Annotated in this window: 11 protein-coding genes and 1 pseudogene; 6 read left to right on the forward strand and 6 right to left on the reverse strand. The window is 71.7% G+C overall.

Annotated elements, in window-relative coordinates:
* A pseudogene (locus tag D7V80_RS10705) lies at positions 1–632 on the forward strand (serine/threonine protein kinase); the annotation flags it as partial.
* 10 nt (positions 633–642) lie between these two features.
* Complete coding sequence (locus tag D7V80_RS10710) at positions 643–1,125, forward strand: hypothetical protein (RefSeq protein ID WP_120588055.1); 483 nt, start codon at positions 643–645, stop codon at positions 1,123–1,125.
* Between the two features lie 7 nt (positions 1,126–1,132).
* On the opposite strand, the gene D7V80_RS10715 is transcribed toward D7V80_RS10710, so the two are convergent.
* Positions 1,133–1,918 (reverse strand): transglycosylase domain-containing protein, encoded by a 786-nt coding sequence (locus D7V80_RS10715; RefSeq protein ID WP_120588056.1) that lies wholly within the window; start codon positions 1,916–1,918, stop codon positions 1,133–1,135.
* 55 nt (positions 1,919–1,973) lie between these two features.
* Here D7V80_RS10715 and D7V80_RS10720 point away from each other — a divergent pair, with 55 nt between their 5' ends.
* A complete protein-coding gene (locus D7V80_RS10720) occupies positions 1,974–2,666 on the forward strand; it encodes an NAD-binding oxidoreductase (protein WP_120588057.1) in 693 nt (230 codons plus the stop codon).
* Here D7V80_RS10720 and D7V80_RS10725 read toward each other — a convergent pair.
* The 4 genes from D7V80_RS10725 to D7V80_RS10740 all read right to left on the reverse strand — a co-directional run bounded on the left by D7V80_RS10725 (position 2,660) and on the right by D7V80_RS10740 (position 8,306).
* Positions 2,660–4,288, reverse strand: coding sequence for a WD40 repeat domain-containing protein (locus D7V80_RS10725; protein WP_120588058.1), 1,629 nt, complete (start codon positions 4,286–4,288; stop codon positions 2,660–2,662). The genes D7V80_RS10720 and D7V80_RS10725 overlap by 7 nt on opposite strands.
* Positions 4,285–6,429: an ABC transporter substrate-binding protein gene (locus D7V80_RS10730; RefSeq protein WP_233585252.1), complete on the reverse strand. Its 2,145-nt coding sequence runs from the start codon at positions 6,427–6,429 to the stop codon at positions 4,285–4,287. Before D7V80_RS10730 ends, D7V80_RS10725 begins: the two co-directional genes overlap by 4 nt.
* Positions 6,430–6,617: 188 nt before the next feature.
* Complete coding sequence (gene dnaJ, locus D7V80_RS10735) at positions 6,618–7,739, reverse strand: molecular chaperone DnaJ (protein WP_014393483.1); 1,122 nt, start codon at positions 7,737–7,739, stop codon at positions 6,618–6,620.
* A 126-nt stretch (positions 7,740–7,865) separates the two neighbouring features.
* On the reverse strand, positions 7,866–8,306 hold the full coding sequence (locus D7V80_RS10740; protein WP_014393482.1) for a hypothetical protein: 441 nt from the start codon (positions 8,304–8,306) through the stop codon (positions 7,866–7,868).
* 158 nt (positions 8,307–8,464) lie between these two features.
* Between D7V80_RS10740 and D7V80_RS10745 the strand changes: the two genes are divergently transcribed.
* The 3 genes from D7V80_RS10745 to D7V80_RS10755 all read left to right on the forward strand — a co-directional run bounded on the left by D7V80_RS10745 (position 8,465) and on the right by D7V80_RS10755 (position 11,762).
* Positions 8,465–10,228: an ABC transporter ATP-binding protein gene (locus D7V80_RS10745; RefSeq protein ID WP_120588098.1), complete on the forward strand. Its 1,764-nt coding sequence runs from the start codon at positions 8,465–8,467 to the stop codon at positions 10,226–10,228.
* A gap of 126 nt (positions 10,229–10,354) precedes the next feature.
* Positions 10,355–10,747 carry a hypothetical protein gene (locus D7V80_RS10750; protein ID WP_014393480.1) on the forward strand — a complete coding sequence of 131 codons (393 nt, stop codon included), beginning with the start codon at positions 10,355–10,357 and terminating at the stop codon, positions 10,745–10,747.
* 82 nt (positions 10,748–10,829) lie between these two features.
* Positions 10,830–11,762 (forward strand): hypothetical protein, encoded by a 933-nt coding sequence (locus D7V80_RS10755; protein WP_147447037.1) that lies wholly within the window; start codon positions 10,830–10,832, stop codon positions 11,760–11,762.
* Here D7V80_RS10755 and D7V80_RS10760 read toward each other — a convergent pair.
* Positions 11,731–12,453 carry a hypothetical protein gene (locus D7V80_RS10760; RefSeq protein WP_120588061.1) on the reverse strand — a complete coding sequence of 241 codons (723 nt, stop codon included), beginning with the start codon at positions 12,451–12,453 and terminating at the stop codon, positions 11,731–11,733. The two genes, D7V80_RS10755 and D7V80_RS10760, sit on opposite strands and share 32 nt — an antisense overlap.
* Positions 12,454–12,498 lie beyond the last annotated feature (45 nt).

Below are 12,498 nucleotides of genomic sequence, written 5' to 3' on the forward strand. Positions count from 1 at the left end.
CCCCTGTCGTCGTCAGCGACGCGGACGCGCGCCGCCCCACCACCCAGGTGCCGCCGCCAGTCCCTCCGGACGACCTGATGGTGCCGCAGGAGGAGACGTCGTCCCTGCGCCGCTTCGCGCCCATCGCCGTGGGCGCGGCCGTGCTGTTCGCCGCCGTGGGCGTGGTCATCGCCACGCGCGGGGATAAAGAGACGCCTCCGCCGGTCGTCGCCGTCGCCACTCCGCCGCCGCCCGCCCCGAAGGTGGAACCCACGCCGCCCGCGCCCGAGGTCGTCGCCGCGCCCGAGCCGGAGCCCACTCCCGCGCCTGTCGTGGAGGAGCCCCCTGTCGCGAAGCCGGTGCCGCCCACCGTCAAGGCCGTGGCCGTGAAGACCGTCCGCGACGTCCCCGCGCCCAAGCGCACGGAGTCCGCGAGCGAGTCCGCCGTGCGGGCTCAGATCATGGCCGCCGTGAGCCAGGTCGAGAGCAGCCCCCTGTACGCCGACAACAAGGTCCACAAGGGGCTCACCCGGCAGGCCGCGCGCAACTACCTGGACCGGCAGCTGAAGCGGCTGGAGAACGCGGACGACGCGGCGGGCCGCACGGAAATCCTCAGCGAGATCCGCGACTGGAAGCTGCAGTACCTCAAGTAGGCTCCACGCCATGACCGCGCCCCCAGGTCCTGCGCTGCTCGCGGTGGACCTGGGCCTGCGCTGCGGGCTCGCGCGCTTCGGCGCGGACGGGCGGCTTCAGTGGTACCGCTCGCAGAACTTCGGCACGCACGCGCGGCTCAAGCGCGCGGTGCCCGCCGTGCTCCAGGATGTGTCCCCGCTCGCGTGGCTGGTGCTGGAGGGCGGTGGCCCCATCGCGGACGTCTGGGAGCGCGAGGCCCTGCGCCGCGCCCTGCCCGTGCTTCGCGTGGCCGCCGAGGACTGGCGCCACCGGCTGCTCTACGCGCGGGAGCAGCGCAGCGGCTCACAGGCCAAGGACGCCGCGGACACGCTCGCGCGGCGGGTCATCGACTGGTCCCACGCGCCCCGCCCCACTTCACTGCGCCACGACGCCGCGGAGGCCATCCTGCTGGGCCTGTGGGGCGCGCTGGAGGTGGGCTGGCTTCCGCAGGTGCCCGCGGAAGTCCGGCGCTGACCGCCCGCTACTTCACCGACAGGCACGCCACCGGCTGCGCGATGGCGTTGCGCGCGCGCTCCTCGCTCACCAGCGCGTAGCCCGCCAGGTCCTGCAACAGCATGTCGCGGTTCTGGCGGATGAGGCTCGCGTTCTTGCAGGCCCTGATGTCGCCGTAATAGCCATACGGAGGCAGCGCCAGCTGGAGTTCCGCCAGCTCCGACAGCTGGAGTTCCCCCAGCTCGCGGTGGAAGAGCTTGCGGGCCGCGTCCTCCACGCCGATGACGCCGCGCTCGAAGCGGATGATGGACAGGTCATAGGCCACGAGCTGATCCTTCTGGAAGAAGGCGTGCAGCCGGTGAGCGGCCACGGACAGCTGCAGGTCCCCTTCGATGCCCATCTCCCGCGCGATGCGGATGGCCAGGCGCCGCTCGCAGGCGCCGTCCCCGGGGGGCGCCTTGCCCAGCGTCACGCCGGCGAACAGGCGCCACGCCCACGCGCGGCCGTCCTCGCGCGGCGTCTGGAAGTAGGTGGGGCACTCCATCTGGCGGATGTAGAGCGCCACCAGGTCCTTGGGCATCCGCGAGAAGTCCGGCCGCGTGAACGTCACCGACGAGCGATCCCGGATGCCCTGGTCCATCCGGCCCGCCAGGACGCTCATCCGGTCGCCCTCGATGCGATGGCGCAGCTGGCTCTCGACGTCGAACTCGCTCTCCAGACGCGGCAGCTTGCTGGCCGTGTAGAGGTACGTGATCGGAATCACCACGCCGGCCAGGCCGACGAGGAACATGAACAGCCAGAACACGGTCTTCACGGGCAAGACTCTAGCAGGGCAGGCACGCGCCAGGAGGACGGGTTAGAAAGTCCCCATGAGCGACTGGCACACCGCCACCGTCACCGCCCGCACCCCCGCGGCGGATGGCCTCACCGATTGGGTGCTCGACATTGGAGGCACGCCGCTCGTGGGCTCGCACGCCCACCCGGGGCAGTACGTCCAGCTGCGCCTTCCCGGTGGGCAGCCGGGCATGTTCGCCATCGCCTCGCCGCCCGCACCCAATGGCACGCGGTGGGAGTTCCTGCTCAAGGACGAAGGCACGCTGCCGTCCGCGCTGCTGCACCTGCCCCTGGGCGCGCATGTCGAAGTGACGCGGCCGGCGGGCCCCGGCTTCCCCATGGAGAAGGCGCGCGGCCGCAACCTGCTGCTGTTCGCCAGCGGCTCCGGCATCTCCGCCATCCGCCCCGTCATCGCCGCCGTGCGCCAGGAGCGCGACGCGTATGGGCAGGTGACGCTGTACTTCGGCGCGCGCACGGCGAGCGGCTTCGCGTACCAGCACGAACTGCAGCAGTGGATGGCGGACGGCGTGCGCGTGCTGTGCACCGTCAGCCGCCCCGGCGCCAGCGGGTGGCAGGGCCTCACCGGCTACGTGCAGGCCCACCTGGGCGAGGAGCGGCTGGAGCACGCCATCGCCTTCGTGTGCGGCCCCTCGGACATGGTGCAGGACGTGATGGCCCAGCTGGCCCAGCGCGGCGTTCCGCGCAGCGCCGTGTTCCTCAACTACTGAGCCGCTCGCGTCTCGACGGTGGGGGACGCGTAGCGCACGCCCACCACCACTGCCGAAGGGTCACTCTCCTGGCTTCCGGTGGCCTTCTGCGGCGTCCAGGCGGCCACGCCCACCTGATGCCCTTCCGGGGAGAAGCGCACGCGCCGCACGGACCAGCCGAACTCCAGCTCGCCCTTCGCTTCCGGCGCGCCCTCGGCGAAGAGATACACGCGCCGGTCCCATCCGCCCGACACCAGCGAACGCCCATCCGGCGCGATGGCCGCGGTGGACACCACGCCGTGGTGCAGCTCCCACTTGTGCAGCACCTGCCCGGAGGCCGCGTCCACCAGCGCGCCCGCGTTCCACGGGCCCTGGGGCTCCTGGATGCCCTTGCGCTCGCGCTCATACACCGTGCGGTTGCGCTCCGCCTTCTGCTGGCTGAAGGCCACGCCCAGCCGCTTTCCCCGCGCGTCCACGGTGACGTCGTTGACGTGCGCCGGGAAGGTGAAGTCCAGGCGCGGCGTGAGCGTCCGCGCCGTCGTCGCGGTCGCCCCTTCCGGAACGCCGCCCTTGAGCGTGAGCACGGCCTCCGCCGTCGTCTCGTCGAAGACCGTGTCCACGCGCTCGGCGAAGGGCGCGCCCAGCACGCCCTGGCTGCCCTGCGGCACGCACGCGTCGCACACCGCCACGTCCACGCCCGGCAGCGTCAGCTGCTTGAAGCGCAGCGTGCGCCCGCGCGACAGCCGCGCCACGGTGCTGCCCAGCGCGCCCGGCACGGTGACGGTGTCCTTCAGGGACGTCGCGTCGATGCCGGACGCCGTGGCCGCCGCCGAGGTGAGCACCACCACCGGCGTGCGCGAGTCCAGCGCCAGCACCACCGGCGGCCCGCTGTCCACGCGGCCCTGCACCGCCGCGAACCCGCCGCGCCGCTCGAAGTGCGTGCGCGCCACGTCCGGCTTCAGCACCTGCTCCGGCGTGTCCGACGCGCGCACGTGCTTGTCCCAGCCGCCCGAGTACAGCGTCCCGTCCGCCGCGAACGCCAGCGCGCTCACCGGCCCCGCGTGCAGCCGCGCCTCCGCGCCGAACGAGAGCTCCGGCACGGACAACAGGGACACCAGGCCCTGCGCGCTGCCCACCGCCAGCCACTTGCCGTCCGGATGGAAGGCCACCGACACCAGCGGCTCCTCCGTGGCGAGCGCCCCCACCTGCGCGCCCGTCGCCGCGTCGAAGAGCTGCACCGCGCCGCTGCGGCTCACCGTGGCCACGCGCGCGCCGTCCGGCGAGAAGGTCACGCCCTCCAGGTCGTACTGCTGGATGTTGACCGACGGATCCGCGCGCATCATCGGCGCGCCGGAGCCCCCGGCCTTCGCCAGGTCCCAGATGGAGACGTGGTACGCATTGTCCCCCAGGCGCGTGTACGCCACGCGCTGGCCCTTCGGCGCGAAGTCCAGCGCCCAGATGAAGTCCTTGCGGTTGAGCACGGTGGGCTCCCCGTCGAAGCCCTCCACCGCGCCGGAGAGGAAGCCTCCGGGCGTGGACTCCAACCGGCCCTGCGTGTCCGGCGCCAGGCCTGCGGCCGTGTGCGCGCAGCCCGTGAGCGTCAGCACGCCCGCGAGCACGAAGCCCCCGGTGCGAGGGCTCATGAACCCGAGCCGCGGACGGCGGCCTTCTCCTTGTCGACGTTGATCTCGTTCACGCCCTTGTTGTCCACGGACAAGAGGAACAGCTGCTTGTCCGCTTCACGCTTGTCGTTGAACGAGGTGCGGCCGGTGGCGCCGTCGAAGTCCTTCAGCCCCGCCAGGGCCTCGCGCATCGCAGCGCGCGTGTTGGGCCGCTGCTTGTCCAGCACCTGCCGCACCATGCGCGCCGAGTCGTAGCCAATGGCCTCCAGCAGGCCCGGGTCGCGGCCCGTCTCCTTGTACGCGTCGCGGTAGCTCTTCACGAACTTCTGCGTCGCCGGCCGCTGCGAGTCCACGAAGAAGCCGTCCACGTACACCGAGCAGGTGACGAACTTGCCGCCGCGCTCCAGCAGCTCCGGCAGGCCCGAGCGGCCCTTGGGGCTGGACCACTGGTTGGTGCCGAAGAGCGTGACGGTCTTCAGGTCCTTCTTGCCCGTCGTCTTGCGGATGCGCTCCAGGTCGCGCGGGTCGCACGCGTTGGTGACGATGTCCTCCACCGCGAGCGCGGGCGTCACCAGGCTCACCCGGCGCCAGTCGTCCGGGATGAAGAGGCCCTCGAAGTCGATGATGGGCTCCACGCCGCTGCGGGCCTTCTCCATCGCCTTGCGGCGGCGGTACGCGTCCGTGATGTTCTCCCCCTGCACGTCGCGCACGGCCTCCGCGTAGTCGCCGCGGTCCTCCAGGTAGTAGCGGCCCACCAGGCGCTTGGCCTCGCTGGTGAACGTGGTCTGGTCGTAGGAGTACGACTCCGCGCCGCGCACCACGCCACCGCGCGACACCACGTCGTCCCAGAACTCGTTCGCCAGCTCCACGCCGTAGGGGATGTTCGGGTAGAGCACCGCGAAGCGCTTGTAGCCCTTCACGTTCATCGCGTAGTCCGCGATGGCGCGCGCCTGCGCGGAGTTCGTCAGCATGTTGCGGAAGACGTACGGGCCAATGTCCGTGATGCCCTCCTGACGGCTCAGCGTCAGCAGCGGCACCTGGAGTTCCTCCGCCAGCAGCGCCGCGCGCTTGGTGTCATCCACCAGCAGCGGGCCCAGGGCCGCGATGGCGCCGTCGTCGAAGGCGAGCTGCTCCATCGCCGTGCCCGTCTTGTTGACGTCGCCCTGCGTGTCCTTCACCACCAGCTCGATGTCGCTGCCCTGCAGGCCCAGCTTCACGCCGCGCAGCACCGCCTCACCGATGGGCTGGTAGCGGCCCGTCATGGGCAAGAGCACCGCCACGGTGCGCGGACGCACCTCCACACGGCGGGTGGCGCGCGCGAGCAGCTCCCTGGCCTGCGGCGCGAAGGTGCTGTTGGGCGCTTCCCGCAGGAACGTCTGGAGCGTCTCCTCCAGGCGGGTCCAGTCGCGCAGGTGGTAGTAGATGCGCGCCAGCTTGAACTGGAGCACCGGCCACGCGGGGTTGGACGTGGACAGCCCCTCCTGCACGCGGGCGATGTCAAGGAAGCTGGCGCGGCCCTCCACCAGCTGCTCCACCTTCTTCACCGCGGCGGCCTTCTCCTCCGCCGACTGCGCCTCTCCCGCCTCCTTGACAGCGGAGGACAGCGCCTGCGTGTACAGGCCCGCGCCTTCCGCCGCGCGCGCGGCCTCCTTCAGGAGCTGCTCCTTCTCCGCGCCCTCCGCGCGCTCGGCCAGGCTGGTGAGCGTCTGGTACGCGTCGCGGTAGGCGCCCACCTCCATGGCGGAGATGGCCAGCTTGTGCTTGGCGTCCTCGGCCTGGGCGTGGAGGGGGTTCTCGAAGAGCAGCTCGTTGAAGGTCTTGCGCGCGTTCGCGTAGTCCTTCGCCTCGAAGTAGAGGACGCCCGCGTTGTAGAGCGCGTCCTGGCCGGCGGTGGTGGCGGGGTACGCCTTGCGCACGGACAGGTAGGCCTCCGCGGCCTGCTTCTTGTCCGGGTTTCCTTGCGCCTGCGTGCGGGCCTGCGCGAGCGCGGCGTTCGCGGTGGCATCCTGCTTCACCTCCACGCGCGGCCGGTTGGGCTGGGTGGAGTCGCCCCCGGAGGTGTCGTCCCGGCTGTCGGTGCGGGAAGGCGTCTTGGGGCAGGCGGTCAACGTCAGGGCCAGCGCGGCGACGAGCGCGCGGCGCGATGCGGAGAGGACTTCCATGGCGAAGTGCATAGCAGCGCGGGTGAGGCTCCGTCGACACTTGAGCGGGGGGAAGATTCCCCTGGAACGTCCGCTTCAGTGCACCGCGCATGCCCGCGTGCGTCACCGAGGGGAGCCCCTGCCCTCCCCCCGCTTCGTGCGGCCCCGGAGCCACGCCTTCGCGCGGCCCAGGACGCACGCCCGGCCACCTAGCCGAAGAGCTCCTTCACCTTGTCGAAGAAGGACTTCGACTGGGGATGGGTCTCCTCGCCGGACACCTCCGCGAAGCGCTCCAGCAGCTCGCGCTGCTTGGAGGACAGCTCCGTGGGCGTTTCGATGATGACGCGCACGTGCTGATCTCCCCGCTGCTGGCTGTGCAGGTGCGGGATGCCCTTGCCGCGCAGGCGGAACACCTTGCCGGACTGGGTCCCCGCCGGGATGGTCATCTTCACCTTGCCATCCAGCGTGGGCACGTCGATCTTCGCGCCCAGCGCCGCCTGCGTGAAGGACACCGGCACCTCGCAGAAGACCTCGTACTCCTCGCGCTGGAACAGCGGGTGCTCGCGCACGATGACCGTCACGTACAGGTCGCCCGCGGGCGCGCCCCGGTCTCCCGGCTCCCCCATGCCCGCCAGCCGCACGCGCGTGCCGTTGTCCACGCCGCCCGGGATGGCGACCTCGATGACCTCTTCGGACGGCGTCTTCCCGGAGCCCCGGCACTTGGCGCACGGATCCGGAATGGTGGCGCCCGAGCCGCCGCAGTCGCCGCACGGACGGGACACCGCGAAGAAGCCCTGCGAGTAGCGCAGCTCCCCGCTGCCGCCGCACGCCGCGCACTGCCGGGGCGCCGCGCCGCTCTTGCTGCCAGAGCCGGAGCAGGTCTCGCACTTCTTCGGACGGGGGATGGTCACCTTCGGGCGGCAGCCGAACGCCGCCTCCTCGAAGCTGATCTCCAGGTTGTAGCGCAGGTCCGCGCCCCGGCTCTGCCGCTGCCGGCCACGCCCGCCGCCACCCCCGAAGATGTCGCCGAAGATCTCCCCGAAGATGTCGTTGATGTTGACGCCCTGGAAGCCGCCGCCCGCGTCCCCGAAGGGATTGCCCGCGTGCCCGAAGCGGTCGTACTTCGTGCGCCGGTCCGGATCGCTCAGGACCTCATAGGCCTCCGAGGCTTCCTTGAACTTCTCCTCGGCCTCGTGGTTCCCGGGGTTGCGGTCCGGGTGGTACTGCAACGCGACCTTCCGGAACGCGCTTTTCAGGTCCTGCGCCGTAACGTTCTTCTGGACGCCCAGGACCTCGTAGTAGTCGCGCTTCTGCCCTGCGGCCCCTGCCATTGAATCGAACCCCTGGAAATTGCTGGCGTTTTCAAGCTGCGTAGAGAATCGGAGTCACTATAACGCAGCGAAACACGCCAGCAATCCAGGCCCGGGTCCAACCCTTCGTGAAGCAGGGGTTGTGCGCTACACGGTCCAGACGCGGTTGACCGTCAGCTCCATGCGAGCAAGCCGGCGCTTGAGGGCCGGGTCCACGGGACCGTTCATGGACCACTTGGGGACCACGAAGTGCAGCTCCGCGTTGTAGAGCTTCGCGGCGCTCGCCAGCAGGCTCCAGCGGTTCTCCGCGGTCGGATCATCCACCATGCCCGGGGTGACGATCTCCAGGATGATGGGCGTGCGGGCGGAGTCGGACTGGCGACAGGTGAAGTCCGGCCGGTGATCTTCAATGGTGCCGGAGAGCACGGGCGGCGGCATGAAGCCAGGGAGCCGGGCCTTGATGTCCGAGTAACCGATGGTGCGGAAGTACTCGGCCATCAGCCAGAGCAGACGGCGACGCTCTTCGTCATCCACGACCGACTCGCAGCCGGGATTGAACAGGACTTCTTTCTCGGAGTTGGTTTCCATGGCGCATCTCAAGCTGTCCGCGTGTGTGGGATGCGGCAACGCAGGCGGGCGCGAGCGCTCCCTGACCGGCCGTGGGGCGGGCGGGCATGCACGCGCGCTTCCCACGTCCCTTTGGCTTGGACTGCACCGTCGCCTCGGTGACAGAGTGCGCCCCCTCCGTGGCACCCCGTCCCTCCGCGCACGTCTATCGCCGGCTCCTGGGCTACCTGCGCCCGTACCGCCGGTTGCTGCTCGCGGGCACGCTGGCCTCGCTCACCGCCGCGGCCGCGACCGCCGCGTACGCGTGGATCGTCGGGCCCCTGCTGCGCGCCGTCCTCACCGGCGCCCCCGTCACCGTCGCGGGGATGACCCTGGCGCCGGAGGCCCTGCTGTCCCGGCTGCCCTTGCTGGTCGTCGCGGTCGCACTGGTGAAGGCCACGGCCCAGTTCCTCCAGGGCGGCCTGATGCAGCGCTTGGGCCAGCGGGTGATGGCCGACCTGAGGGGCTTTCTCTACGGCCGGCTGCTCGCCCAGCCGCCGGCGTTCTTCGAGCAGCGGCACTCTGGAGAGCTTGTCTCCCGGTTCACCTCGGACGTACCCCTGGTGGAGTTCTCTGTCACCCAGGCGCTGTCATCGTACGTAAGGGATGGGCTGCAGATTTGCGCACTGCTGGCGACCTGCTTCCTCATCGACGCGAAACTCTTTCTCCTCACGTTCGTCGTCGTGCCCGTGACGGTGGTGCCGGTGAGCCGCTTCGCGCGGTCGCTCAAGAAGGTGGCCACCCGCTCGCAGGCGAACCTGGGCGCGCTCAGCGCCATCACCGCCGAGCAGCTGCAGAACCTCCCCGTGGTGCAGGCCTACGGCACGGTGCCCCGCGCGCTGGAGTCGTTCGACGCGGAGGCCGAGGCGTACCTGGCGGAGATGCGCCGCTCGCTCTTCATCCGCGGCGCCTTCAGCCCCACGGTGGAGCTGCTGGGCATCGTCGGCGTGGCGGTGGCGGTGGCGTGGGGCGCCCGCGCGGTGTCCATGGATCCGACGCTGGCCGGGCGGCTCTTGTCCTTCATGGCGGCGGCGCTGCTGCTCTACCAGCCGGTGAAGTCGCTGAGCGGCACGCTGTCCCAGGTGCTCACGGGGCTGGCGGCGGCGGAGCGCCTGTTCGCGCTCGCGGACTCGCCGGTGCCGCCGGACGTGGGCGCGGAGGCCCCTCCCCTGTCGCGCGCCCTGGAGCTGTCCGGCGTGCGCGCCACCTACTCGGATGGACGCGAGGCCCTGAAGGGCGTGGACCTGACGATTCCCGCGGGCGCGCGCGTGGCATTGGTGGGGCCGTCCGGCGCGGGCAAGACGACGTTGTTCTCCGTGCTGTTGGGCTTCCTGCCGCCCAGCGGCGGTGAGGTGAAGTGGGACGGCGTGCCGCTGTCCTCGCTCAAGGCGTCCAGCGTGCGCGCGCAGCTGGCGTGGGTGCCGCAGGAGCCGGTGCTCTTCTCCGGCACCGTGCGCCACAACCTGCGCCTGGGCCAGCCGGACGCGGCGGACGACGCGCTGTGGGAAGCGCTGCGGCTGGCGCACGCGGAGGACTTCGTGCGGGCGCTGCCCGGCGGCCTGGATGAACCCGTGGGCGAGCGGGGCAGCCGCCTGTCCGGAGGGCAACGCCAGCGGCTGGCCCTGGCGCGCGCCTTCCTGCGCCGCCCGTCCCTGCTGCTGTTGGATGAGCCCACGAGTGCCCTGGACGCCACCAGCGAGGCGGCGGTGGGCGCGGGGCTCCAGGCGCTGATGAAGGGCCGCACGGTGCTGGTCATCGCGCACCGGCTCAGCACCGTGCGCGACGCGGACCTCATCGCCGTGGTGGAGGGCGGGCAGGTGGTGGAGGCCGGCACGCACGAGCAGTTGCTCGCGCTGCGGGGCCGCTACGCGCGCCTGTTGGGCGAAGGCGCCGTCGCCGCCTGAACGCCGCCCCGCGGGGCCATGGCCTTCGCTCGCGAAGGGGTGTTCATGGGCCCCGTGCCCATTCGCTCCACGCCATTGCCGACCTTGCGCGACCAGGCACGCCCTGCGAGCCTTTCGCCCTGGCCCATGCCTCAGACGCCGCCCCGCGAACGAGAGCCCCTGTCGCTCAACGCGCTCCTGCTGGTGCCCGCCCTGCTGCTGGCCGCGGGCGCGTGCGTCGCGGTGGCCGCCCGGCACTTCGCGCTGGCCGCCGCGTTCACCGGCACGCTGGTGCTCGTCCCGTTCGTCTTCCGGCTGTGGACGCGGCCCTGGTACCGGGGGCTCGTGCTGCGCGGCCTGGGCCTGTTCATCGCGGGCATGCACGTGCCCATGCTCGCGGGCGGAGTGCTCGCCTACGGGCGCATCGGCTGCGAGGGCGCGGACTGCGGACAGACGCTGCTCTGGAGCATCGTGCTGGCTCCCGTGGCCGGCGCCGTCTGCTCTGTCGTGTACTGGCTCGTGGGCCGTCCCCCCGTCTGAATTACAAGGAATCACGGACCCCCTATCCTCACTGGAAATGCTTGTTCCAGTCAGACCTCACGTCGCGCCCGGGCCGTTCGTCGTGGCGTTGGCCGTCCCCACCATGGTGTGCGTGCTGGGGGGCACGCTGCCGGTGCTCCTGGGCAGTCCCGCCGGACTGGTGAGCGTGGTGACCTCCGCGGGCCCCTTCGCGGCGTTGCTGGTGCTGACGCTGGTGGTGGAGGTGCCCCTGCTGATGCTGGCGACGGGCTCCACGCTGCTGGGCCGCACGGTGCCGCTGGCGGTGATGGTGGGCATGGCGACGGTGCCGTGGACGCTGGGGCTCCTGGGCACGGAGGTGGCGCTGGAGCGGATGCAGGTGGCGCTGCCCATGGTGTCCGCCACGGACGCGGGCATCGCGTTGACGGCGGGGCTGGGCAAGGCGATGGCCCCGCGGCTGCTGGGCGCCTGGGCGAGCGCGGTGCTGCTGGGCGCGCTGTCGGTGGCGCTGGGCATGGCGCGCTACAACACCGCGCGGGCGGTGCGGGACCACACGCGCCGCAGCCTGCTGTTGGGCAGCCTGGTGTCCGCGGCGCTGGCGGGCATGGCGGTGGTGGGCACGCTGGAGGCGCACCACCTCTTCACGCTGCTGTCGCGGCTGTCGCGGGCCCCCGGCGAGCTCCGCCCGGACCTGATGGCGGAGGGCATGGCGCAGGCGGCGCGACTGCGCACGGTGCGCTGGAGCTGCTTCTCCTGCCTGCTGGTGCTGGGCTTCGCCTGGCTGATGACGTACCGCGCGGCGGAGGCCCGGCGGACCCGCGCGCTGGAGTGGGTGGGCGGCCTGGTGCTCACCGCCGCGGTGGCCGTGCTGCTGGTGCTGGACGCGCACCCGCTGCACACCACGCTGGGCCCGGAGCGCGTCACCACCGGCCGCAGGACGTCCGGCCCCGTTCCCACCGACGCGGACGTGACACACCTGATGGGCGAGCGCTCGCCCGTGCGGCTCAGCTTCCCTGAGACAGCACGAACAGCATGATGAGCCCCACCACGACGGCGAAGCCGAAGACGGCCACCATCACCAGCCCCTCCGACTTGCGCACCACCGGGGGCAGGACCTCGTTGGGCAGCGGCTGACCGTGCCGCAGCAGCACGGGCTCCGGCTCCGGGGCCGCGTGCGGCGCGGACGCTGAAGCGGGAGTGTCTTCGCGCGGCGGCGGTGCCACCGGCGTGAAGGTCACGGTCCGGGTGGCGACGGTGTCCCGCGTGCCGGGGTCGCGGCCCGGCGGCTCCGCCAGGTGCTCGGGCGACGTGACGCTGGACATCTCCAACCCCTCGCGCGCGAGCGCCAGCACGCGCTGCATGTGCAGGATGTAACGGTCCTGGCCTTCGTAGGTGGCGAGCGCCTGCGCGGCGCGCACCAGCCGCTGCGGCACCAGCTCCGGGTCCGCGCGCACCTCCGTGGACACGGGCCGCGCCTCGCCCGCTTCCACCCGGCCGGTGCGCACGCCCTGGCCGCTGGCCCAGATGCAGTGCTCATCCAGGAGCGTGAGTTCCTGGCGGCGCACCCGGCCGTCCCCGTCCACCAGCGACATCAACTCCGCGCCCTGGGGAGACAGGTGCCAGACGGTGCGCAGGCCGTTCTCCCCCAGCGGGCCTTCCACCGCGCGAGCGCGGTAGAGCTCCTGCATCGCGGACTTCAAGGGGTCGGACGAAGTTTCCACGGCCATGACTGCCGCAGAGTAGGGGCGCCGCGCCCGAAACGGAAGCTGCGC

The organism is Corallococcus sp. CA054B, assembly GCF_003611625.1.
Classification (GTDB): domain Bacteria; phylum Myxococcota; class Myxococcia; order Myxococcales; family Myxococcaceae; genus Corallococcus; species Corallococcus coralloides.

Coding starts and splice junctions, on each gene's coding strand:
- D7V80_RS10710 (WP_120588055.1), top strand. CDS start 643: ATGACCGCGCCCCCAGGTCCTGCGCTGCTCGCGGTGGACCTGGGCCTG.
- D7V80_RS10720 (WP_120588057.1), top strand. CDS start 1,974: ATGAGCGACTGGCACACCGCCACCGTCACCGCCCGCACCCCCGCGGCG.
- D7V80_RS10725 (WP_120588058.1), bottom strand. CDS start 4,288: ATGAGCCCTCGCACCGGGGGCTTCGTGCTCGCGGGCGTGCTGACGCTC.
- D7V80_RS10730 (WP_233585252.1), bottom strand. CDS start 6,429: ATGGAAGTCCTCTCCGCATCGCGCCGCGCGCTCGTCGCCGCGCTGGCC.
- dnaJ (WP_014393483.1), bottom strand. CDS start 7,739: ATGGCAGGGGCCGCAGGGCAGAAGCGCGACTACTACGAGGTCCTGGGC.
- D7V80_RS10740 (WP_014393482.1), bottom strand. CDS start 8,306: ATGGAAACCAACTCCGAGAAAGAAGTCCTGTTCAATCCCGGCTGCGAG.
- D7V80_RS10750 (WP_014393480.1), top strand. CDS start 10,355: ATGCCTCAGACGCCGCCCCGCGAACGAGAGCCCCTGTCGCTCAACGCG.
- D7V80_RS10760 (WP_120588061.1), bottom strand. CDS start 12,453: ATGGCCGTGGAAACTTCGTCCGACCCCTTGAAGTCCGCGATGCAGGAG.